This is a genomic window from Vibrio sp. 14G-20, from assembly GCF_026241515.1.
In the GTDB taxonomy this organism is placed as follows: Bacteria; Pseudomonadota; Gammaproteobacteria; order Enterobacterales; family Vibrionaceae; genus Vibrio.
In genome coordinates this window covers 44,069-66,011 of the sequence record NZ_JAPHPW010000006.1, presented here as the reverse complement: position 1 = coordinate 66,011, position 21,943 = coordinate 44,069, and the positions used below count along the sequence as shown (strand labels likewise).

The window sequence follows — 21,943 nt, the reverse complement described above, 5'->3', positions numbered from 1 at the left end:
ACTATCTACATAGATAAGGTGTCTTAAGAACAAGGCGTATTAAAACTATATGTCTCAAAAACAACGTATCTCAAGAACACCCTGTATTAAACGAACCTCTAATTTAAAAGTCTTAGCGACTAGATCATCTGAATGTTGATTTGGTTGTTGAGAGGTTTAACCTTCTCTTGCAACCTTTTCAGATCTTCAATGACCGCATCATTCAAGCGAGTCTCTGCCTTATGGCGCGTGAGATTCTGCTGCATGCGTTCTTTCTTCGTCAGTTCCTGTCTTGCATCTCCGCGCGCCATATCTTTTACGATATGGTACAGCTCAGAAAGAGCAGGATACTCAGAATCAAAATCGACACGCTCATCACCCTGAACATTATCCATAATGATACACACTCGGATACTGATCTCAGGTAAGTCACATTGCCCTTGAATGCCCGCTAAGCACAAAGTATTTACGTTGTCGTAAATCGTCGCGTTACGTTTTTCAATGGCTAGTGCTTGATGCTGCTTTTGCAACTCCGTCTGCTTCTTCACTTGAAGTAGAAGGTAACCTGCGTAAGAGCCCAAGCCGAGAATGATAATTCCACCAGCAATTGCTAATAAGGTTACGTTCATTGGCTATTAACCTTTAAAGCTGTCTAAATCGAAATCTTCGAATTGAGATAGCAAGTCTTCGTCAGAGCTCGCTTTCTTCTTAGATGCAACCGGTGCTTCTTCGAAGATTTCTTCTTCATCGTCTTCTGGCTCTAGTAGACCTAAGCGGCCCATTAGGTGTTCGATACGATCAAGTTTCTCATCAACAAACTTCTGTAGACCAGCACCTAGGTTTTCACCATTTTCGATACGATCTAGCAGTGTGTTCAGTTGAGCATCATTCTCAAGCATCTCTAACTCTTGTTCGTTAGATAGCTTGCGCTCTTGTTTAGTCGGCTTCTTCGCTGGTTCAACGATCAGCGGGATTTTTTTCTTGCTGCCTAAACGAGGGTCACGAGCTTGTGCAGCTTTACGCTGTTTTGCTTCGCTACCATCTGAGTGACGGCTGCCAGACTTAAGGCCTTTACGCTTTTTAACACGCTTACGTTCACGACCTTCAACATCAGATTCACTACGGTTACGAGTAACCATAGGTTCCGGAGCGCCAAGTGCTCCCGGCTTTCTTGATTTCTTACTACGACCCATTACTGCACTTTCCTCAGTAAAATTACATCATTTCCAAAAAATTCTAGTTCGAGCTTATCCCGCTCTGCCAAAAACTGGAATGTTTGACGACTAAAGAAGACGACATGTGTCGGGTCATTCTTGTAGTGCCAACCAGCAAACGCGTCTACGTCTATTACTAGTTTAGTCATAAGACCAATCCAGCCCTTGGGTTTAACTAAATTCAACCATTGCTGCCACACTTTGTCTGGGTGATAAAGATGCTCTATCACCTCCGTGGCAGTCATAAAGTCATACGTTTTTTCCAACACAGAGGGTTCTGGGTGGTAATAGATATCGTACAACTCCATGGTGTGTCCGGCTTCTTCTAACATAATAGATAGCGTAGGGCCTGGGCCACAACCAAAATCCAACCCTTGTGAGTTAGATGAAATTTTGTCTGTTAGAGGATCTGCGATGCGAGATAAAAAGCGGCGATAGCCTGCATCACTAGGATCGTTCTCATGGAGATCATAGTGTGCTTTTTCTTCTTTTGCTTCTAACCTTTGTTCAGGTTTAACAAATACCAGTTCACATTGCTGACACTGCAGATAGGCTCTGCGTTTGTCTTCAAAATAGTGATTCACGCCTTGGTGATGGCATAAGGGACAAGTATACATAGCACATCCTTAAACAGGGATGCGAAACATACCAGAAACTGAGTTTATAGTGGAGAGGTATTGGGTGTTTTTTCATCAAATCAATAAAAAAAGCGATAGGAAAACCTATCGCTCTCTAAATCTGCCTATATCGGCCAAAATTTGCATACTCAACTCGGTACACAAACCTCCATTTGTTATTGGTGCTTTCCATGCCAAATTTGTTTGTTGTTCATCATCCTGATGAGTTTTGGCTATCCTTTTCTAACACCTTGTTACTGGGCTGTCCTAGCCTGATCCATTTCTGTCTATACCGTTAGACTAGATGATCATCCATATCTAAGTCAGCTCCTAGCTGATGGCGGTTACTTTACCGTGTTACAAAAAGACTACAAGAGTGCGACTTCACACTTTTGTACACAAATCGATCACACATTGATAAATCAGACATAAACACAAAATACATTAATAAAACCGATACAAAAGAAAACGCCCCGACCATTACTGATCGGGGCGTCTCTTCAATCTCGCTCGAACGTACATTCCTTTACTCTGGCTAAGAGCAAGAAACCGACAAATTAGTGTAAACCACCAACGTACTTCGATAAGGTATCAATATCAGCGTCTGTTAACTTTTTAGCTACATCACGCATCATCGCATTCATGTCGTTATTACGGTCACCATCACGGAATTTTTCAAGTTGAGCCTTGATGTAATCTGCGTGTTGACCTGAAATCTTAGGGAAACCAGAAAGTTCGGTACCATTACCACGAGGGCCGTGACAAGCAATACACGCCGTTACGCCGCGTTCTGCGTTACCCGCTGTGTAAAGAACCTTACCTTCATCTACTACATTTTCAGGAGTAGAGTTACTAGAGATAGGTAGAGAGGCGTAGTATGCCGCTAGGTCAGCCATATCTTCTTCAGATAAAGGCATCGCCATTGCACCCATTACAGGTTCGTAACGACCTTGCTTACCACCACTTGTCATACCTAGCTTAAGCTCTTTTAACTGCTTCTCTAGATATTTCTCATGTTGACCGGCCAGCTTAGGGTACTGAGTGATCAGACTGTTGCCGTCAGCACCGTGGCAGGCAACACATGTTTGTGATTTGGCTTTACCAGCTTCAATACTACCTTGAGCCCATACTGAGCAGCTGGCTAAAAGACTCAAAATTAGCGCTAATTTCTTCATGACATTCCATTATAATTATCAAGCTTCCAGTACCACTCTATGTTGCCACTCATGGTACAATAGGCGACCTTATGCCGAGCACGGTTATTTTACACAAATTCACAAAAAAGTAATCAATCGACTACACAAAGTCGAGATGGAGTTAACAGTGAGCGTAAAAATTCATTATCAAAACACGCATTTCATTACCAGTGCACCTGATATTCGTCATTTACCAGAAGACGAAGGGATCGAAATTGCGTTTGCAGGACGCTCCAATGCTGGTAAATCTAGCGCGCTAAATCGCGTTACAAACCAAAAAAGCTTGGCGAAAACCAGTAAAACACCCGGTCGAACTCAGCTAATCAACCTATTTAAGGTAACGGACGGTTGTCATATCGTCGATTTACCTGGATATGGCTTTGCTCAAGTACCACTTGAGATGAAGAAAAAATGGCAGAAGTCGCTAGGCGAATACCTACAACGACGTGAAAGCCTGAAAGGTTTAGTGGTATTGATGGATATCCGTCACCCAATGAAAGACCTTGACCAACAAATGATCTATTGGGCTATCGATAGCCGTATCCCAGTACAGGTTTTGTTAACAAAAGCAGACAAACTGAAAAGTGGTGCGCGTAAAGCACAGCTACTGAAAATCCGTAACGACGCGAAATCTTTCGGTGGTGATGTTGCGGTTGATGTTTTCTCTTCAATGAAAGGCATCGGCGTTGACCAACTGCGTGCCAAGATGGATGAGTGGTTTGCCCCAGCTTTCGCTGACCAACTCATTGATGAGCTAGCGGACGAAGAGCACAACGATTCAGAGTAGTTCTCCTAACTATAGATTTATCTATAGTTAGGGATTAAAGCACTGACAACCAGTGATTTAGCCTTATCAATACCTCGCACTATAAAAGCGGGGTATTTTTTTGCCAGAAAATTAGTGAGTTAGGCCTGAATTATTAGCGATAGAGACCGCATTTATCCACTTAAACCAATAGAAGTGAACCATACTAAAAGACACACCGAAATAAACAGAACAATGAGAAAGGAGTACTCATGTGGAAAACACCATTGGCCATCATTGCACTTATGCTGGTCTCATTAACAGGGCTCGCCTCTGAAGCAGAACAGACCAAGACCGAGGCCGCTCTGGTCAATGTTGATATGACCTTAGATCTCGATGGCATGGAGAAGTATGCTCAGGAGGCAAGTGAATCTCTTGAGGTGATATCGCAATCTTTGCAGGCGATCGTCAACAACCCCAACCTCAGTGAAGATCAGCAGCAAGCATTGAATCAGACCGTCGAAAGCATTAATAAGCTCGCCAGCTCTACCAAGACATCACTCAATAAACTCCCACAAGCCTTAGACCAATCTCGACTCGCCTTTAAAAAGACCAGTCAAATGCTGTTGGATGATATTCAGACCAAGATCATCATTGCGTTAGTGGCTGTGGTCGCTGTCATTGTCATCGCGTTGACTGCTATCTACCTACTTATCCTAAAACCCATGCAGCAAACCTTGGTAAAAGCGACCCACAATATCTCTTCTATGGCGCAATCCATCCAGATCACCGCCGAAGCGCTAAAATACAGTACTGAGAAACAACAAGAAATTATGGAGTACATTGAGCATTCACCGACTCAATACACTGATAAATAAGGCGTGAGCCATCAATCCTTTATCTGTCATTTGTAATGTAAAAGTTATTTTAAGTGATAAAACAATCGACTTAAGGATGGATTTAAATTACCAAAAGCTGATCGAGTTCCAGCTCTAAGGCAAATCAGGTGTTTATCACTGTGCTTGAGAAATCGTAAGAAAAGACACTAAAAAGGGCGGGTTTACGGAGTAATAGTAGGTTGGAAATATTTTTCTTTGGCACAAGAAAAAACGCCCCAGTCAAATACTGACTGGGGCGGCTGAATCAGCCTAATCCAATAACGTGAAACAAAAGGTCTGAAAGATAGAACATCTTACCTCTGTACCCTACGAGATTTAATGTACAACAATTGCTCAGAGATGAAAACAACTTTTGTAGTTTTTTTTCATGAATGTTTTATTAAAACACCTAAGTTCTTTTCATAGCCCATCTTTATTCGAGACAAAAAAAAGCCAGTGTTTGTGCACTGGCTCATACTAATTTACTTAATAAGGTCAAAAACTGATTAGTGGGCTTGATCCCAGTTGTCACCGTGGCCAGCTTCCGCGACTAACGGTACTTCTAGATCAGCGGCTGACTCCATCAATTGTTGTACTTTACTTTCAATTTCGGCTAAAGCTGACTCTTCCACTTCAAATACCAATTCATCGTGTACTTGCATAAGCAGTTTCACACGACCATCGCCTTCAGCTTGAATCCACTCATCAACCAGCAACATCGCTTTCTTAATGATGTCTGCCGCTGTGCCTTGCATTGGCGCGTTGATCGCCGCACGTTCAGCCGCCTTACGACGCATACCATTACGAGATTGAATCTCTGGTAAATGTAGACGACGACCGTAAATGGTTTCAACAAAGCCTTGCTCTGAAGCTGTGCTACGTGTGTCTTCCATATACTGCATCACGCCAGGGTAGCGTTCAAAGTAAGTGTCCATATAATGTTGTGCTTCACCACGAGGAATACCAAGCTGCTTAGCCAAGCCGAACGCACTCATGCCATAGATAAGACCAAAGTTAACCGCTTTCGCACGACGACGTTGTTCAGTAGTTACCTGATCAATATCAACACCGATAATCTCAGCAGCAGTTGCTGCGTGAATATCTTTACCTTGTTGGAACGCTTCCAGTAACGCTTTGTCACCCGATAGGTGCGCCATGATACGCAATTCAATTTGAGAGTAATCGACCGCTAGAATCTTCCAACCATGTTGTGCAACGAAGGCTTGGCGGATACGACGACCTTCTTCATTACGAATTGGGATGTTCTGTAGGTTTGGATCTGTTGAAGACAATCGACCCGTTGCTGTCACCGCTTGGTGATAAGACGTGTGAACACGACCCGTTTCAGCGTTGATCATCTTCGGCAGTTTATCTGTGTACGTCGACTTCAGCTTCGCAAGGCCACGATACTCAATGATCAGCTTAGGTAACGGGTAATCAAGAGCCAGCTCTTGAAGCACTTCTTCGTTGGTTGAAGGTGCACCTGATGGCGTTTTCTTGATTACTGGCAGACCCATTTTCTCAAACAGGATCGCTTGCAGCTGTTTTGGTGAGTTCATGTTGAACTCTTGCTCTGCAATCTCGTAGGCTTTCTGCTCTAGCTCATCCAGACGAACCGCAATCTCTTGCGATTGAGCCCCTAGCAACATGTCATCGATGAATACGCCAGTGCGTTCAATGCGAGACATTACAGGGAGCAGTGGTACTTCGATTTCTTCATAGATGGCTTTTAGCTTTTCATCTTGCTCAATGTTTTCCATCAAACGGTTATGAAGACGTAGTGTCACGTCAGCATCTTCTGCAGCGTATGGAGACGCTTCACCCAGCTCAATCTGGTTGAAAGTAAGCTGCTTCTTACCTTTACCTGCGATTTGCTCAAATGAGATGCAGCTGTGCTGTAGGAAACGCAGCGCTAGGCTGTCCATATCATGCTTGCCACCTACGCTATTGAAAACGTAAGACGCCAACATGGTGTCGTGTTTGATGCCTTTCATCTCGATACCGTAGCGCGCTAGCACACTCATATCATACTTAAGGTTCTGACCTACTTTCGCTTGTGCATCATCTTCAAGAATCGGCTTAAGCTGTTCAAGTACCCAATCACGATCCAGCTGCTGCGGTGCATCTAGGTAATCATGAGCAACCGGCACGTAAGCGGCAACGCCTTCTTCAGTCGCAAATGACAGGCCAACGAGGTTCGCCACCATGTAATCTAGGCTGTCTGTCTCGGTATCGAAAGCAAACACTTCAGCCGCTTTCAATTTCTCTAGCCAAACATTGAATGACGCTTCATCGAGGATGGTTTCGTAGTTGCTGCGATCAATCGTCACGGCAGAGGTATTCATTTCTACGGTAGAAGTGGTTGATGCCGTATTGCTACGCACTGCGCCCGACTTTTCATCCGCCTCAACCACACCACTGCCACCTTCAAGTAGCTCGTTCAACCAAGACTTGAAGACCAGTTGACCGTATAGCTTAATCAGCTCATCCGTGTTTGGTTGGGCTTTTACTAATGACTCAGGCGTCTCTTCAAGCTCAACATCCAGTTTGATTGTTGCAAGCTCATAAGACATCTCAGCGTTGTCTTTATTATCAATCAGCTTCTTAGCCATGGTTTTTGAACCACGGAAGCCAAGAGCGGCAATATCATCCAGGTTTTGATACAGCTTTTCGATGCTACCAATGCCTTGCAGCAAAGCTGTCGCTGTCTTGTCACCGACACCCGGAACACCTGGGATGTTATCGACTTTATCGCCCATCAGCGCAAGGTAGTCGATAATAAGCTCTGGCGGAATGCCAAACTTCTCAATCACGCCTTCACGATCCATCACTACGTTGGTCATGGTGTTGATCAAAGTAACGTTGTCATCGACAAGCTGCGCCATATCTTTATCGCCAGTACTGATAAGTACAGGCATACCGAGAGCTGAAGCTTGAGAAGCCAGCGTACCAATTACGTCATCCGCTTCAACGCCAGGAATAGAGATAAGTGGTAAACCCATCGCACGAATAACATTGTGCAGAGGCTCTATCTGACAACGAAGATCGTCAGGCATAGGTGGTCGGTTTGCCTTGTACTCTGGGTACATGTCATCACGGAACGTCTTTCCTTTCGCATCAAAAATTACCGCAATACGATCAGAAGCAAATTGACGCATCATGCTGCGCAACATGTTAACTACACCGTAAACGGCGTTGGTTGGGATATCACCATTGCTCATTGTGCCAGGGTAAGCATGGAACGCGCGATATAGGTAAGAAGAGCCATCGATCAGAATCAATGGATTATCAGGAATACGAGCCATAATGTTTGTGTATCCAGTAAGTACAGAAATTATCTGTTAAGAATGCCACGTCTGTTAGTTGGATTCCACGTTGTCGATCTGTATCCGTTCACTCGGTTGTGTTCGTTATAATCGATTTATTGTTATTTTTTGTTCTTAGACGCAAGCGTTCTGTGGATAACTCTGTTTATATTATTTATCCACCTTGTTGAAAACTAAGCACAACAAGCAATAAAACACCAATAAACACATGAAAATAAAGAATAAAATTACAGATCGAACATATGATCAACGATCTTTTTACGATCTTGCGTTGTGGAAAAGAATACTGATGGCGTTTTATTCATAAAAATATGTGCCACTAAATATGCATCTTGTTGAAATGGAGGTATAAAAAAAGCGACACCCGAAGATGTCGCCTAGCAAAAACCGGTAAAGCCATTCAAATTGAATACCACAGCTTTACCTAAAAGCTATAAATTACACTGGAAGCAATGTGAGCAATGTCGTGTCAAAAAGAACTTAGTACAAGTTCGCGAGAATTCTGTTGGGTAACCAAGTAGATACTTGAGTACTTAACATCCTTGTGAACATTTCCTCATTCCCTAAGACAAAGTTAATAATAATGATTCTCATTTGATAGTCAACACTTAAATGATAATAAATCTCATTTAATTTATAAACCGTTAACAGCAGTGCTCAAATTTGCTTCAAAAAATGGATTCTATGGTCATTAATGTCTTCTTTTTCTTCAAATTTTTCGATTAGGTAACCGTTTCTTAATAACAAGCGCAACATTGCGGGGAACTGGTTACGAGACTTCACTTTCAGTTGTTGATAGCCCTGCTGCTTCACCCACTGTTCTTGAACATCAAGTTGCGCTTGCGCCACACCTTTGTTTCTCGCCAATGATGAAACACCGCCAAACCAGCTATAAAATGTGTTTTCATCCAATTCATAACCGATCTTAAAACCCAGTAACACACCCGCTTCTTCAGCAACGAGGATCAGGCTTGTTTTACCCGCTAATCGCTCCGATAAAGACGCTACACTCTCTTTTTTGGCAAACTCGGTAATCTGTTCAACAACAGAAACCACCTCTTCTAATGAGCCTTCACGCACAATGACAGACATCTTGTTTCATCCTAATAAAACAAAAGGGCTGGCACAACGGCCAACCCTTTAATGATCATATGGTTTGCTTGATCGTACTTACTTGCCTTGCAGGTGCTCAGCAGCTTGTGCGTTATCTTCAGCAAGCCACTCTGCGACATCTTTAGCGAAGTAAGTAAGAATGCCATCAGCACCAGCGCGCTTAAAGCACAACAGTGATTCCATGACGGTTTCACGCTCTTTCAGCCAACCGTTTTGAATCGCTGCTTTGTGCATCGCATACTCACCAGACACTTGGTATGCAAATGTCGGCGCTTGTAGCTCGTGCTTAACACGACGAACAATATCAAGGTAAGGCATGCCAGGCTTAACCATCACCATATCCGCACCTTCATTAAGGTCCATCGCGACTTCGTGAATCGCTTCATCGCTGTTCGCAGGATCCATCTGGTAGTTCTTCTTGTTACCACCTTTCAGGTTCGAAGCACTGCCGACTGCGTCGCGGAATGGACCGTAGTAGCACGATGCGTATTTCGCAGAGTACGCCATAATCTGAGTATGAATATGGCCCGCTTCTTCTAACGCTTCACGGATCTTACCAATGCGACCATCCATCATATCTGACGGTGCAACCACATCCGCACCCGCTTCAGCGTGTGATAATGCTTGCTTGATCAAGACTTCAGTCGTCTCGTCATTCATCACGTAACCATCTTCATCGATGATGCCGTCTTGGCCGTGAGTGGTGAACGGGTCTAGTGCTACGTCAGTAATAACGCCAATGTTTGGCACGTGTTCTTTGAGTAAACGTACTGCTCGTTGCACCAAACCTTCTGAGTTATGAGCTTCAGCTGCGCATAAACTTTTAGCATCTTGGTTCACGACTGGAAATAGAGCAATCGCAGGAACACCGAGCTTTGACAGGTAATCTGCTTCCTCAAGCATGTAGTCGATCGACAAGCGTTCAACACCTGGCATTGACTCGACAGGCTCGCGGCGGTCTTTACCCATCAGGATAAACATTGGGTAGATTAGGTCATCCACAGACAATTGATTTTCTGCCATTAAGCGACGGCTAAAGTCATGTTTACGCATACGACGCATACGACGACCTGGGAATTGACCTTGAATTGAAACAGACACTAGATTCTCCTTGCCTAGTCTAAACACCAAAATGCTTAGATATGAAAAGTGCTAAATACTGGCAAAAGCATATCACTGATGGCTCAGGACGCTAGCAGTAAAGCGAAAAACCCACTCAAAAACAGGGAGAAATGGCAAAAAATGACCTTCTCCTCACACTGCCGTATACTCATGACAACTCAGAAAAGACTGCTTTCAGGACACAACAATGATCGACACCCACGCCCATATTTACGCGAGCGAATTCGATGAAGACCGCGAACAAGTCGTGCAACGCGCGCTTGCTCAAGGTATTGATACCATTCTACTGCCTAACATCGATTTAGAATCTATCGAGCCAATGCTCGCGACGGAAGCTCAATTTCCGGAGGTATGTCGTTCAATGATGGGCTTACACCCTTGTTATGTGGATGCAAATATCGAACAGACCCTGAAAACCATTCGAGCTTGGTTCGATAAGCATGACTTTATCGCCGTGGGTGAGATAGGTATCGACCTGTACTGGGATAAAACCTTTAAAGCAGAACAAGAGATGGCGTTTGTGACTCAGCTGCAGTGGGCAAAAGAGCTTGATCTACCTGTGGTGATCCACACGCGAGATTCCATTGAAGAGACACTTGCCCTACTTCGTAAAGAACAAGATGGCAGCTTACGTGGCGTGTTCCACTGTTTTGGCAGCAGTTTAGAGGAAGCTCAAGCGATCAACGCACTCGGCTTTCACTTAGGTTTAGGTGGCGTGTCGACCTTTAAGAATTCAGGGATGGATAAGGTGATTCCACATCTTGATATGGATTACGTCATTCTCGAAACAGACTGCCCTTATTTAGCGCCAGCGCCAAATCGAGGTAAACGCAATGAGCCCGCGTACACAGAATTGGTCGCAAAACGCATCGCTGAACTGCGCGGAATTACCCTTGAAGAAGTCGAAATCATAACCACCACAAATGCTAAATCACTATTTAATTTATGATAAAACCATTAATAACTTAATTTTATGAATTTATAGCCTATTTATTTGTTAAAACAAAGTGATATGTATACTATCAACCACCTGCATATGGAGGTAGTTGATTATGTGTGACCATTCACAACACTTACAACGTCAACATCGAACTCTATGGCATAAAATATTAGGGATTAAAGAGCTCTATATATGTCATAACTGTGGCTATCAGTTAAAGATTCGATAAACAGACATAATAAAAAAGCGGCCCTAGGCCGCTTTTTTATTATGTGATTTTTACTGAAGCATTCCGAATCAAGATTCAGCTTCTTCCTCTTCATCCGCATCTGGCTTACGCGTATAAAAACGAGCGAAGAACAGACCAATCTCAAACAAAATACACATTGGAATCGCCAACAGTGTTTGCGAGATCATATCTGGTGGTGTCAGCATCATACCGATGATGAAAGCACCCACAACAATGTAAGGACGCTTTTCAGATAGAGATTGAGGCGTTGTTGCCCCTGTCCAACACAGCAAGATAATCGCAACTGGCACTTCAAAGGCAATACCAAAAGCAAAGAACAACGCGAGTACAAAATCAAGATAGCTTGAGATGTCGGTTGCGAACTCTACTCCCCCTAATGATATGGCCGTAAAAAAGCCAAATACCAATGGGAATACAATAAAGTAAGCGAACGCCACACCACAGTAAAACAGCAATGAACTTGAAGCCAATAGCGGCATGATCAAGCGTTTTTCATGCTTGTATAAACCCGGAGCAACAAAAGCCCACACCTGATACAAAATAAACGGAACCGCGAGGAATATAGACGCGATCAAGGTCAGTTTTAAGGGTGTGAAAAATGGTGACGCTACATCAGTTGCGATCATCGTCGCGCCTTCAGGTAAGCGATCTACCAAAGGTGCTGATACGAATTCATAAATATCATTAGCAAAATAAATTAGCCCAACAAATACCACCAGAACCGCGACAATCGCACGTAGTAGGCGATTACGTAGTTCTAGAAGATGGCTAATTAAAGGCTGTGTCTGCTCAGTCGAAGACATGTCAAACCTCTTAAACAGGAAGATCGAAAAGGAGCCGCGCACCTATCTATCCAGTTGAATTGGTATCCACTTGAATAGATATCTACTTAAATAGCTATCGACTTAAACATCTAGCGACTCAAGTATCTGGCGACTCCTCCTTGCGAGACTATTCGGCTTTCTTATCTGACGGTGCTGAAGCTTCACTGTTGACCTGAATGGTTTCAGATTCCACAGTTTCCGTGACACTAGGTTTAGTCTCACTCGGCTTATCAGACTCAGGCTTAGCATACGGACGTTGAACCTCAGCAGCGGCCTGCTTGAGTTCATCGACTGACGCTTTAAGGTCTGGAGATAAATCTTCCATACCCATTTTTTCCGCCTTGCGTAGGTTTTCTTGCAGCTCTTGCACCTTAAGCTCATGAGAAAGTTCATCTTTCACACTATTTGCCATGCTTTTCGCTTGTCCAACAAACTTGGAAATACTGCGAATCGCCACGGGCAAACGCTCAGGCCCTAAAACCACTAACCCAACGACAGATATTAATACCAGTTCCCAAAAACCGATATCAAACACGATTTACGCCTGCTCTTTGTCTTTCTTTGTTTCAGCAGTTGTTTCAGCGTGAGCTTCTGTCTTCTGCTGTTCAATATTCTTTGGTTCGAAGTCTGCATCTTTCTTATCTGCAGGCTTGTCTTCATCGCTCATTGCTTTTTTGAAGCCTTTAACCGCTGAACCTAAGTCACCACCCATGCCGCGCAGCTTCTTCGTTCCGAATAGCAAAATTACAATTACAGCAATGATTAGAAGTTGCCAAATACTGATACCACCCATTGTCATTGTCCTCGGGTCTGTCTACACATAAAAAATATTAAGGAAGTCTACTGTCTAACGACGGTAAGCTCGCCAACTTAGCAGCCAAAATGTGACACCTGCGATGCCACAGCCCATAGATAGCTGCTCATAAGGGCTTGAAACTAATATTGCGGAGCATACGACTAAAGTTGCTCCAACGCCAAACAAAAACTTCCCAGTTGCTTGCTGACGCTTACTATCTCTATAGCCTTGATAAAGCTGATCCATTCTGTGGTTCATCGCTTTACCTTGGCGCAAGCTGTCATAAAGTAGCTCTGGCAGCTCTGGCAGTTTTTCTGCCCAGAATGGCGCACGCTCTTTTACTGCGTTAATCACAGCTTGCGGCCCCACCTGATTCATCATCCAGGTTTCAAGGAAAGGCTTAGCCGTTGCCCACAAATCAAGTTGCGGATACAGCTGGCGGCCTAGGCCTTCCACATACAACAAGGTCTTCTGCAGAAGCACCAACTGAGGTTGAACCTCCATGTTGAAACGTCTTGCTGTATTAAATAAGTTTAGCAACACATGGCCAAATGAGATCTCACCAAGGGGTTTTGCAAAAATCGGCTCACACACCATGCGAATCGCGAATTCGAAATCGTTGACGTTGGTGTCGTGTGGCACCCAACCCGAATCAACGTGAAGCTCGGCAACTTTTCGGTAATCTCGATTAAAGAAAGCCAGCAGGTTTTCGGCTAAATAGCGCTTATCTTCGCTGTTGAGCGTGCCGACAATGCCACAATCCAAACCAATCCACTGCGGGTTATCTGGATTTTCTGGGTTAACGAATACGTTGCCCGGGTGCATATCTGCATGGAAAAAGCTGTCGCGGAACACTTGGGTGAAGAATACCGTCACACCACGTTCAGCCAGCAATTTCATGTTAGTGCCATTGGCGTTCAGCGTTTCAATATCTGAAACTTGAATACCATAGATTCGCTCTGACACCATCAAGGTTTCACTGCTTAAATCAGGGATAACCTCTGGGACATAAAGCTCTTCGCTGCCTTCAAAATTACGTCGCAGTTGAATCGCATTCGCTGCCTCGCGGCGCAAGTCTAGTTCATCAAGTAACGTTTTTTCGTACTCGTGAACCACCTCAACAGGTTTCAAACGACGTGCTTCAGGAAGCGACTTAGCGACTATACGCGCCATTCGGTGCATCAGTTTTAGATCTGCATCAATCACCGGGCGAATATCAGGGCGAATTACCTTCAGAACAATCTCACGACCGCTCTCTTTAAGCTTCGCAGTATGCACCTGAGCGATAGAAGCTGAAGCCAGTGGCTCGATATCAAAGTCGGTAAACCAGTTATCTAGGCTACCACCGAGGGCTTTTTCCATATCTCGCTTAGCCAATTGACCATCAAACGGCGCCACTTGGTCTTGCAGTAGCGCCAGCTGATCAGCGATATGAGGAGGAAATAGGTCGCGACGCGTTGACATCATCTGACCAAACTTAATCCAAACAGGCCCTAACTCTTGCAACGCTAAACGCAAGCGGTGGCCTAATTCTTTATCTTGATGATTATTCTTGAGCCAAAACAGTGACTTTCTCGCCAGCAAAGGGGCTTTAGTCAACTGGTGCTCAGGCATCAACTCATCAAGGCCGTACTCTAACTGTACCTTGATAATATGATAAAGACGTTTCAGTTCTGTTGGGGTCATGCTTTCTCCAACAGAGTGTTCAATTTAGCTTCAAGGCGTGCAACTGAGCTTTTCACGTCATCAACCTGATCGCAAAAATGTGCCACTTCTAAGGGCGCTGGTGCAATCTTCCACTCTTCAGTTAATACCTGAGCGAGGTGGTTTTGATGCTTAGTCGCTTGCTTAGCCACAAGGCCGCCGACATTCTTAACGCCTTGTACCAAGGTATGAGCAACCACGTCGCCCGTCACTCGCGATAGCCACTCTTCCAAGTCTGGCTTGCAGTCTGTCATTAGCTGAGCAAATTTCTGAGCCAGTTGAATATCACCCTCTAAGATCAGCTTGTCTTGCTTGATCAGTTTGGTGATGTTCGATTGCTCACGCAATTCTGGCAGTACCGACAGATTCAAAGATAGGTAGCAATCAGGTTGTCCTTCGTATTCAGACAACACATCAATTTGCTGGCTAAAAACGAAAGTGAGAGTTTTATTCAGCTCTTTCAAATTAACTTGAATGATCTGCCCCTTTAAACGAGACAAACGACGAACCAAAGCTGGATCATCGTTCACGAAAGTATTTAAAGAGGTTTCAATAACCGCGGTTACCAATGGATCAAATGGCATGACTGTCCTTACCTTTGAAAACGGATAAGCCTTAACCTATCCGTTCTATCTTTATTCTTATTTTTTTGCACACTCAACGAGCCTGCTACCAAGTTCGACTAGAACTTGTAACCGCGGTGCAGCGCAACAATGCCGCCCGTTAGGTTGAAATATTTAGTATTTTCAAAACCCGCTTCTTGCATCATACCTTCCAAGGTTTCTTGGTTAGGGTGCATGCGGATAGATTCTGCAAGGTAACGATAGCTGTCTGCATCGTTAGCAATCAGCTCACCCATTTTTGGCAATAGGTGGAAAGAGTAGGCATCGTAAACCTTTGATAGTGGCTCAAGCACTGGCTTAGAAAACTCAAGAACCAACAAACGACCACCCGGCTTAAGCACGCGGTACATTGAACGCAGCGCTTGGTCTTTATCGGTTACGTTACGCAGACAGAAGCTGATGGTAATGCAATCGAAGTAGTTGTCTGGGAATGGTAGTTCCTCAGCATTAGCTTGCACGTAATGTACATTGCCAACAATACCGCTATCACGCAGTTTATCGCGGCCAACATTCAGCATTGAGTTGTTGATATCAGCAAGAACCACGTGGCCTTTTTCACCAACGATGCGCGAGAATTTCGCAGTAAGGTCGCCAGTACCACCACCAAGGTCTAGGATACGTTGACCCGGGCGAACGCCACTGCAATCAATCGTGAATCGCTTCCACAAGCGGTGAACACCACCCGACATTAAGTCATTCATGATGTCGTATTTAGCGGCTACAGAGTGAAATACCTCTGCTACTTTCGCGACTTTTTCGTCTTTCGCGACTGTTTCGAAACCAAAGTGTGTGGTTTCTGACTCTACTGCTGAATTTGTCTGCACGCTTGTGTCCATAATGCTGTTATCTACCATGGTAAGTTCTCATCGACAGCGCTCTTTGTATTTAGAGGCGCTGCGGCCGATTAGTTTACTTTATCCTCAGCAGGTTGTCTTTCTACTAAGGAGGCATTTTCTGAAAAAGCCTCATTTTGCGCCATTTCAGCCAAACCAATCGAGATCGGTTTCTTCACTTCAACACCAAGTTGTTTGAAGCTTTCAGCCTGACGAATCACATTGCCACGTCCAGTCACCAGCTTATTCATTGCCCCTTGGTAGCTTTGGTTGGCTCTATCAAGTGAGCTGCCAAGGCCTTCCATATCATCAACGAATAAGCGTAGTTTGTCGTAAAGTTTGCTCGCTCGCTCCGCAATAACTTGCGCATTTTGGTTCTGCCTCTCATTGCGCCACAAGTTATCAATAGTACGCAGTGCCACCAGCAGGGTGGTTGGGCTGACCAAGATAATGTTTTGCTCCATCGCATCTTTGACTAAGCTAGGATCGGCTTGAATCGCCACCTGAAACGCAGGCTCTACCGGAATAAACATCAGCACATAATCAAGGCTCTGAATGCCTTTAAGCTGATGATAATCTTTCTGGCTTAACCCTTTTATGTGCGCTCGCAGTGACACCAAGTGATCACGCAGCGCAGCATCACGCTGCTGATCGGTTTCAGCATTGAAGTAACGCTCAAACGCCACCAAGGCCATTTTTGAATCCACCACCACTTGCTTGTCTTGTGGCAAATGCACAATCACATCCGGTTGGTAACGCTTGCCTGCATCGTTTTGCAGGTTCACTTGCGTTTGGTATTCATGGCCTTCGCGCAGCCCTGATTCAGCCAGCACGCGAGCCAGTACCACCTCGCCCCAGTTACCTTGTTGTTTGTTGTCACCCTTTAACGCCTGAGTCAGGTTCACCGCTTCACGCGTCATGCTCTCATTAAGGCGCTGCAGGTTTTTCAGCTCATGCACCAAGGTATGGCGCTCTTTGGCCTCTTGGCTAAAGCTGTCGTTCACTTGTTTCTTGAAGCCTTCCAACTGCTCTCTTAGTGGAGACAATAAACCTTCTAAGCTCTGCTTATTCTGCTGATCGACCTTGGCGGTTTTGCTCTCAAACAGTTGATTTGCTAACAGTTCAAACTGTTGCTTCAATCGAAATTCCGCTTGTTCTAACAATTGCAGCTTTTCATTGTTGGCGAGGTTTTCTTGATCGTGTCTTGCTTCTTGTTCTCGAAGTTCAGCCTCTAACTCAGACTTATGCTCCTTAAGAACATTGATATCATCGGCGTACTGCTGGCGCTCTTGTTTCACGGCTTCAAAATAGCGCAGCTTTTCCATTGCGGCCATCACCTTGCCGTGCGCTTGCTTGAGCTCGAATGCTGCTTTATCTCGATCATCGTCAAGCTCATCCAGTTCTTGTTGCGCCTCTGCGAGCGATGACTTGAGCTGCGCCTGTTGAGACTCATGCAACAAACGATCAGACTCTAGCTGCTGCTCGAGCAATCGCTGCTGAAAAGAGAGCTTCTGTTTAATCCACCAACCCACGACACCGCCGCTGACGAGCGCGCCAGAAATTGCAGCAATAAGCGTTGCCTGATGTTCGATAATCCATTGCATGATAATGATTTAGCCTAATTGGAAATAACTCATTAAATGGTATTTTGATACTGGATAAATGTCCAGTTTGCCGTATTAAAATTCGACAGATAGACTAAGCGCTCCGTATTCTGTCCCATCAAATTAGAATGAGTTGCTATGAACGAACGTCGTGCCTTGGGTTTTGGTCTTTCCGCAGTGCTACTGTGGTCAACGGTCGCTACTGCTTTTAAGCTGACCCTTGCTGAGTTTTCACCGATTCAAATGCTGACCATTGCTAGCATTGTATCGTCGATTGCGCTTATCGCCGTTTGCGCCTTTCAAGGTAAGCTTTCTCAGCTGAGTACTACGTTTCTTTCAAACCCTTGGTATTACCTACTGCTTGGTTTGGTTAACCCACTAGCTTACTACCTGATTCTCTTCAAAGCATACGACCTGCTGCCCGCTTCTCAAGCTCAAGCTATTAACTACAGCTGGGCAATCACCCTAACTTTAATGGCAGCGCTTTTTCTGGGACAAAAGATTCGTAAGCAAGATTGGATTGCGTGTACCTTCAGCTATGCAGGTGTCGTGGTCATTGCCACCAAAGGCGACGTGCTAGGCATGCAGTTCGATAGCCCACTTGGTGTAGCATTGGCGCTGCTTTCAACCCTACTTTGGGCAGGCTACTGGATTCTCAACACCAAAAACAAGGCTGACCCTGTGGTTGGCGTACTGCTTGGATTCTTAGTGGCGTTGCCATTCGCGATTGGTTTAACTATTTATGAGGGCGAAAGCTTTAGCCAAATCACAGCGAAAGGTTGGATGGCGGTGACTTACGTTGGCCTATTTGAGATGGGGATTACCTTTGTGCTGTGGCTATCGGCATTGAAGCTAACCAACAACACGGCACGTATCAGTAACCTAATTTTCGCCTCACCGTTTATCTCGTTGATGCTACTTTCGACCATTATTGGCGAAGAAATTCACCCTGCAACACTGTTTGGTTTGGTGCTGATCATTGCCGGTTTGGTGATTCAACAGATCAAGTTTTCAAAAAACAAGACCGTTGCTAATGAGAACTAAAAGCGCCGATTGACTGCGAAAACCATCAACTTAGTTAATTTCAGCTCTGAACTAGATACAAAAATGGCGAGTCATATGACTCGCCATTTTTATGTAACCTGAACTAATGGATAAGCGCAGTGCTTACACCCACTGACCTGCTGCAAACCCAGAACTCCAACACCATTGGAAGTTATAGCCACCTAACCAGCCTGTTACGTCCATCACTTCACCGATGAAGTAGAGGCCAGACACGCTCTTACATTCCATGGTTTTTGAAGATAGGTGATTGGTATCGACGCCGCCTAGAGTCACTTCAGCCGTTCGGTAGCCTTCGGTGCCGTTTGGCGCGATTTTCCAATTTTCTAGGTGCTCTACGATGTCGTTCAGCTGTTTTTCATTGAACTGCTTGAGCGGCTTGTCTTCCAGCTCTTTACGATCAATCAGCACCTCAACGAAACGCTTTGGTAATGCTTTCGCCAGCGTGTTTTTCAGACTCTGATTTGGGTGTTTCTCGCGAGAGTTAGCCAGCAGCTCAGCTACATCGACTTCTGGTACTAGATTAATCGAAACCGATTGACCCGCTTTCCAGAACGAAGAAATTTGCAGAACTGAAGGGCCCGATAGGCCACGATGCGTAAACAACAGTGCTTCTTTAAATAAGGTCCCGTCTTGCGCGGTGATCTCGGCAGGAATTGCGATACCAGAAAGCTCTGCGAAAGCTTCTTTATCTTCTTTATGCAGAGTGAATGGCACTAAGCCTGCGGTAGTTGGCATGACTGATAAGCCAAACTGCTCTGCAATCTTGTAGCCAAATGGGGTTGCGCCGAGCTTAGGCATCGATAAACCGCCTGTCGCGACAACTAGCGAGTCACACTCAACTTCGTCGGTGTTAAGGTGCATCTTGAAACCAGAATCAGTCTTTTCGATAGAGTGAACATCACCACGGTAGCGTTGTTCAACTTTCGCCAGCTTACACTCGTCAAGCAGCATGCTCACGATGTCTTTTGCTGTGTGGTCATTCACACAGAACAACTGGCCGTGATCACGCTCTTCGAACTCAATGCCGTACTTGCTCACCATCGAGATAAAATCCCAGTTGGTGTATTGAGATAAAGCTGACTTCACGAAGTGAGGGTTATTACACAGGAAGTTGTTGGCTGAAACATCATAGTTGGTGAAGTTACAACGACCGCCACCTGAGATTAAAATTTTTCTGCCTGGTTTCTTTGCATGATCAACCACCAGCACTCGTCGGCCGCGTTTACCAGCTTCCGCAGCACACATTAAGCCCGCGGCGCCCGCACCAATTACGATTACATCAAATTTTTCACTCATGTGGTTCTGCTTTTCTTCACTTTTGCAGCCCGAGTACGCCCTGTTCTCGAAATGCCATCAATAAAAAAGGATGTGCATAAACAGCACATCCTTACTAATTGCTCGCTATTTTAGCGGCAATTTTAAACTTTGCAATTGATGTTCAATTGTACAATTTGCAGACAGCAGCAAAACCACTACTTGGCTTAGCGAACCAACAACCGAAGCTTCACACCAAAACCTAAGCTAGACTTCACACGTACTAAAACACTTAGACGATGAAAGAAGACAGCAAGGTTACACCTAGCAGAGCGGAAGAGAGGATGAATAACTGTCTTACGCGATCACACTTAGAAGTAAAAACTTCGTCATGATGGTGGTGATACTCTTTGCTTTTGATGTAACTGAACAGGCGAACCTGTTTGGTCATATTGCCATGGGTTGTGAAAAAACCGCCTCCGTCTACTTGTTGATAAAGTAGAGGATGCGCTTCTCGCATAATATAAATAAGCGTTCTTAGCGCAGTAAAATAACGCGCCCAGTTCACGCAAGTCACAACCATTAGTGCAAATAGAATAGTGTCGCCGCTGATCATCCTTTCCTCCCTACATCTTCATAAGAAAACTCAAAAGAAAAAGATAATCAGTGTCTTTCTCGTACTACCTAAACGGCAGGAGCTTCCATAATTGAAGATGAACCATCTTTTGCCAATTGCGCTAGGTCTTTATCAATAAAGAACAGTGCTTTACCGTCTTCACCAACAAGTTCTAGCTTATCCAATACACCTTTAAACAACTTCTCTTCTTCGTGTTGCTCTGCAACGTACCATTGCAGGAAGTTAAAGGTTGAGTAATCTTGTGATGTGAAAGCAACGTGAGCCAGTTTGTTGATTTTTTCAGTGATCATTTGCTCATGTTCGTATGTTTCACGGAACACGGCACCAAGGCTGTCGAATTCATGTTTTGGCGCTTCAATCGCACCTAGAATTGGCATTGCACCTGTTTCACTAACGTAAGTGAAAAGACGCTGCATGTGTTCCATTTCTTCTACTGCATGAACACGCAGAAACTCTGCTGCACCTTCAAATCCTTTGTCTTCACACCAAGCACTCATTTGTAAGTATAGGTTGGATGAGAAAAATTCTAGATTAATTTGATCGTTGAGTTGATCAACCATTGTTTTAGACAGCATTTAAGTCTCCTGATTACACCTTAGTTTTCTCTACTATATCACTATTTAATTAATATCTCGCTGACCATTACTTAACCAACAATTTACAGAACCAGTACGCAAGACGATGGATATGAGATCACTTCAGCAAAAAAAGCCATCGCATAGTGCTAATCTTTAATTAGACAATGAATAGGGAGGTAGCAATATGAGTTACAAACATATTTTGGTTGCGGTCGATTTATCTGATGACAGTAAATTGATTGTCGATAAAGCGGTAGCACTGGCTAAGCCATTAGAGGCAAAAGTCTCTTTTATCCATATTGATATTAACTATGCCGAGCTGTATACCGGCCTTATCGACATCAACATGGCAGAAACTCAGCATAACGCGATGGAAGCATCTCGTGTTCAGCTACAAAATTTTGCTGAACATGCTCAGTACCCTATCACCCACACCTTAGTAGGCAGTGGCGACCTGAGTCATGAGCTGTGTGACACCATCAACGAGTTCAATGTTGATCTCGTGGTTTGCGGTCACCATCAAGACTTTTGGAGCAAGCTGCTTTCGTCAACACGACAACTGATCAACGCTTCTCCGGTTGATATGCTGGTCGTGCCTCTAAGAGATTCAGAAGACTAATGATTTAAGGTTAGGTAACATACAGC

The 21,943-nt window shown here is 44.5% G+C and carries 22 protein-coding genes; 5 read left to right on the top strand and 17 right to left on the bottom strand.

The window, feature by feature from the left end; translation table 11 throughout:
• Positions 1–119 precede the first annotated feature (119 nt).
• From OQJ75_RS07155 to OQJ75_RS07140, 4 genes are all read right to left on the bottom strand, one after another.
• Positions 120–608, bottom strand: a complete 489-nt coding sequence (locus OQJ75_RS07155; RefSeq protein WP_248373588.1) for a DUF2489 domain-containing protein — start codon at positions 606–608, stop codon at positions 120–122.
• Positions 609–614: 6 nt separating this feature from the next.
• Positions 615–1,172, bottom strand: a complete 558-nt coding sequence (gene yihI, locus OQJ75_RS07150; protein WP_017060163.1) for a Der GTPase-activating protein YihI — start codon at positions 1,170–1,172, stop codon at positions 615–617.
• The gene (locus tag OQJ75_RS07145) at positions 1,172–1,810 is read right to left on the bottom strand and encodes a class I SAM-dependent methyltransferase (RefSeq protein WP_019826511.1); all 639 of its coding nucleotides are present in this window, start codon (positions 1,808–1,810) and stop codon (positions 1,172–1,174) included. The genes yihI and OQJ75_RS07145 overlap by 1 nt, the downstream gene beginning before the upstream one ends.
• A gap of 557 nt (positions 1,811–2,367) precedes the next feature.
• Positions 2,368–2,985 (bottom strand): c-type cytochrome, encoded by a 618-nt coding sequence (locus OQJ75_RS07140; protein WP_012602993.1) that lies wholly within the window; start codon positions 2,983–2,985, stop codon positions 2,368–2,370.
• A 148-nt stretch (positions 2,986–3,133) separates the two neighbouring features.
• On the opposite strand from OQJ75_RS07140, the gene yihA reads away from it, so the two are divergent.
• Positions 3,134–3,793, top strand: coding sequence for a ribosome biogenesis GTP-binding protein YihA/YsxC (gene yihA / locus OQJ75_RS07135; RefSeq protein ID WP_102388165.1), 660 nt, complete (start codon positions 3,134–3,136; stop codon positions 3,791–3,793).
• Between the two features lie 230 nt (positions 3,794–4,023).
• Positions 4,024–4,629 (top strand): GTP-binding protein, encoded by a 606-nt coding sequence (locus OQJ75_RS07130; protein ID WP_265972239.1) that lies wholly within the window; start codon positions 4,024–4,026, stop codon positions 4,627–4,629.
• A 506-nt stretch (positions 4,630–5,135) separates the two neighbouring features.
• Here the strand turns inward: OQJ75_RS07130 and polA are convergent.
• From polA to hemB, 3 genes are all read right to left on the bottom strand, one after another.
• Positions 5,136–7,934 carry a DNA polymerase I gene (gene polA / locus OQJ75_RS07125; protein WP_265972241.1) on the bottom strand — a complete coding sequence of 933 codons (2,799 nt, stop codon included), beginning with the start codon at positions 7,932–7,934 and terminating at the stop codon, positions 5,136–5,138.
• A gap of 678 nt (positions 7,935–8,612) precedes the next feature.
• Entirely contained in the window at positions 8,613–9,047 is a 435-nt protein-coding gene (locus OQJ75_RS07120; protein WP_265972243.1) for a GNAT family N-acetyltransferase, read from the bottom strand.
• A gap of 78 nt (positions 9,048–9,125) precedes the next feature.
• Complete coding sequence (gene hemB, locus OQJ75_RS07115; protein ID WP_265972245.1) at positions 9,126–10,169, bottom strand: porphobilinogen synthase; 1,044 nt, start codon at positions 10,167–10,169, stop codon at positions 9,126–9,128.
• 208 nt (positions 10,170–10,377) lie between these two features.
• On the opposite strand from hemB, the gene OQJ75_RS07110 reads away from it, so the two are divergent.
• Positions 10,378–11,139 (top strand): TatD family hydrolase, encoded by a 762-nt coding sequence (locus OQJ75_RS07110; protein ID WP_265972246.1) that lies wholly within the window; start codon positions 10,378–10,380, stop codon positions 11,137–11,139.
• Positions 11,140–11,427: 288 nt separating this feature from the next.
• On the opposite strand, the gene tatC is transcribed toward OQJ75_RS07110, so the two are convergent.
• From tatC to rmuC, 7 genes are all read right to left on the bottom strand, one after another.
• The gene (gene tatC / locus OQJ75_RS07105) at positions 11,428–12,183 is read right to left on the bottom strand and encodes a twin-arginine translocase subunit TatC (protein WP_265972247.1); all 756 of its coding nucleotides are present in this window, start codon (positions 12,181–12,183) and stop codon (positions 11,428–11,430) included.
• 148 nt (positions 12,184–12,331) lie between these two features.
• The gene (gene tatB / locus OQJ75_RS07100; RefSeq protein WP_048612432.1) at positions 12,332–12,739 is read right to left on the bottom strand and encodes a Sec-independent protein translocase protein TatB; all 408 of its coding nucleotides are present in this window, start codon (positions 12,737–12,739) and stop codon (positions 12,332–12,334) included.
• Between the two features lie 3 nt (positions 12,740–12,742).
• Positions 12,743–12,997 carry a Sec-independent protein translocase subunit TatA gene (gene tatA, locus OQJ75_RS07095; protein ID WP_017060154.1) on the bottom strand — a complete coding sequence of 85 codons (255 nt, stop codon included), beginning with the start codon at positions 12,995–12,997 and terminating at the stop codon, positions 12,743–12,745.
• A gap of 54 nt (positions 12,998–13,051) precedes the next feature.
• Positions 13,052–14,686 carry a ubiquinone biosynthesis regulatory protein kinase UbiB gene (gene ubiB / locus OQJ75_RS07090; RefSeq protein ID WP_265972253.1) on the bottom strand — a complete coding sequence of 545 codons (1,635 nt, stop codon included), beginning with the start codon at positions 14,684–14,686 and terminating at the stop codon, positions 13,052–13,054.
• Entirely contained in the window at positions 14,683–15,288 is a 606-nt protein-coding gene (locus OQJ75_RS07085) for a ubiquinone biosynthesis accessory factor UbiJ (RefSeq protein WP_265972254.1), read from the bottom strand. The genes ubiB and OQJ75_RS07085 overlap by 4 nt, the downstream gene beginning before the upstream one ends.
• A 98-nt stretch (positions 15,289–15,386) precedes the next feature.
• A complete protein-coding gene (ubiE, locus tag OQJ75_RS07080) occupies positions 15,387–16,166 on the bottom strand; it encodes a bifunctional demethylmenaquinone methyltransferase/2-methoxy-6-polyprenyl-1,4-benzoquinol methylase UbiE (protein ID WP_026012235.1) in 780 nt (259 codons plus the stop codon).
• Between the two features lie 65 nt (positions 16,167–16,231).
• Positions 16,232–17,764: a DNA recombination protein RmuC gene (gene rmuC / locus OQJ75_RS07075; protein WP_265972255.1), complete on the bottom strand. Its 1,533-nt coding sequence runs from the start codon at positions 17,762–17,764 to the stop codon at positions 16,232–16,234.
• Positions 17,765–17,902: 138 nt separating this feature from the next.
• Between rmuC and OQJ75_RS07070 the strand changes: the two genes are divergently transcribed.
• A complete protein-coding gene (locus tag OQJ75_RS07070) occupies positions 17,903–18,808 on the top strand; it encodes a DMT family transporter (RefSeq protein WP_265972257.1) in 906 nt (301 codons plus the stop codon).
• A gap of 123 nt (positions 18,809–18,931) precedes the next feature.
• Here OQJ75_RS07070 and OQJ75_RS07065 read toward each other — a convergent pair whose 3' ends face one another.
• The 3 genes from OQJ75_RS07065 to ftnA all read right to left on the bottom strand — a co-directional run bounded on the left by OQJ75_RS07065 (position 18,932) and on the right by ftnA (position 21,295).
• Entirely contained in the window at positions 18,932–20,125 is a 1,194-nt protein-coding gene (locus OQJ75_RS07065; protein ID WP_265972259.1) for an NAD(P)/FAD-dependent oxidoreductase, read from the bottom strand.
• Positions 20,126–20,375: 250 nt separating this feature from the next.
• Complete coding sequence (gene uspB / locus OQJ75_RS07060) at positions 20,376–20,699, bottom strand: universal stress protein UspB (RefSeq protein WP_009848060.1); 324 nt, start codon at positions 20,697–20,699, stop codon at positions 20,376–20,378.
• A gap of 68 nt (positions 20,700–20,767) precedes the next feature.
• Complete coding sequence (gene ftnA, locus OQJ75_RS07055; RefSeq protein ID WP_017109234.1) at positions 20,768–21,295, bottom strand: non-heme ferritin; 528 nt, start codon at positions 21,293–21,295, stop codon at positions 20,768–20,770.
• Positions 21,296–21,482: 187 nt separating this feature from the next.
• Here ftnA and uspA point away from each other — a divergent pair, with 187 nt between their 5' ends.
• The gene (uspA, locus tag OQJ75_RS07050) at positions 21,483–21,917 is read left to right on the top strand and encodes a universal stress protein UspA (RefSeq protein WP_102437838.1); all 435 of its coding nucleotides are present in this window, start codon (positions 21,483–21,485) and stop codon (positions 21,915–21,917) included.
• Positions 21,918–21,943 lie beyond the last annotated feature (26 nt).

Coding starts and splice junctions, on each gene's coding strand:
- OQJ75_RS07155 (WP_248373588.1), bottom strand. CDS start 608: ATGAACGTAACCTTATTAGCAATTGCTGGTGGAATTATCATTCTCGGC.
- yihI (WP_017060163.1), bottom strand. CDS start 1,172: ATGGGTCGTAGTAAGAAATCAAGAAAGCCGGGAGCACTTGGCGCTCCG.
- OQJ75_RS07145 (WP_019826511.1), bottom strand. CDS start 1,810: ATGTATACTTGTCCCTTATGCCATCACCAAGGCGTGAATCACTATTTT.
- OQJ75_RS07140 (WP_012602993.1), bottom strand. CDS start 2,985: ATGAAGAAATTAGCGCTAATTTTGAGTCTTTTAGCCAGCTGCTCAGTA.
- OQJ75_RS07130 (WP_265972239.1), top strand. CDS start 4,024: ATGTGGAAAACACCATTGGCCATCATTGCACTTATGCTGGTCTCATTA.
- polA (WP_265972241.1), bottom strand. CDS start 7,934: ATGGCTCGTATTCCTGATAATCCATTGATTCTGATCGATGGCTCTTCT.
- OQJ75_RS07120 (WP_265972243.1), bottom strand. CDS start 9,047: ATGTCTGTCATTGTGCGTGAAGGCTCATTAGAAGAGGTGGTTTCTGTT.
- OQJ75_RS07110 (WP_265972246.1), top strand. CDS start 10,378: ATGATCGACACCCACGCCCATATTTACGCGAGCGAATTCGATGAAGAC.
- tatC (WP_265972247.1), bottom strand. CDS start 12,183: ATGTCTTCGACTGAGCAGACACAGCCTTTAATTAGCCATCTTCTAGAA.
- tatA (WP_017060154.1), bottom strand. CDS start 12,997: ATGGGTGGTATCAGTATTTGGCAACTTCTAATCATTGCTGTAATTGTA.
- ubiB (WP_265972253.1), bottom strand. CDS start 14,686: ATGACCCCAACAGAACTGAAACGTCTTTATCATATTATCAAGGTACAG.
- OQJ75_RS07085 (WP_265972254.1), bottom strand. CDS start 15,288: ATGCCATTTGATCCATTGGTAACCGCGGTTATTGAAACCTCTTTAAAT.
- rmuC (WP_265972255.1), bottom strand. CDS start 17,764: ATGCAATGGATTATCGAACATCAGGCAACGCTTATTGCTGCAATTTCT.
- OQJ75_RS07070 (WP_265972257.1), top strand. CDS start 17,903: ATGAACGAACGTCGTGCCTTGGGTTTTGGTCTTTCCGCAGTGCTACTG.
- OQJ75_RS07065 (WP_265972259.1), bottom strand. CDS start 20,125: ATGAGTGAAAAATTTGATGTAATCGTAATTGGTGCGGGCGCCGCGGGC.
- uspB (WP_009848060.1), bottom strand. CDS start 20,699: ATGATCAGCGGCGACACTATTCTATTTGCACTAATGGTTGTGACTTGC.
- ftnA (WP_017109234.1), bottom strand. CDS start 21,295: ATGCTGTCTAAAACAATGGTTGATCAACTCAACGATCAAATTAATCTA.
- uspA (WP_102437838.1), top strand. CDS start 21,483: ATGAGTTACAAACATATTTTGGTTGCGGTCGATTTATCTGATGACAGT.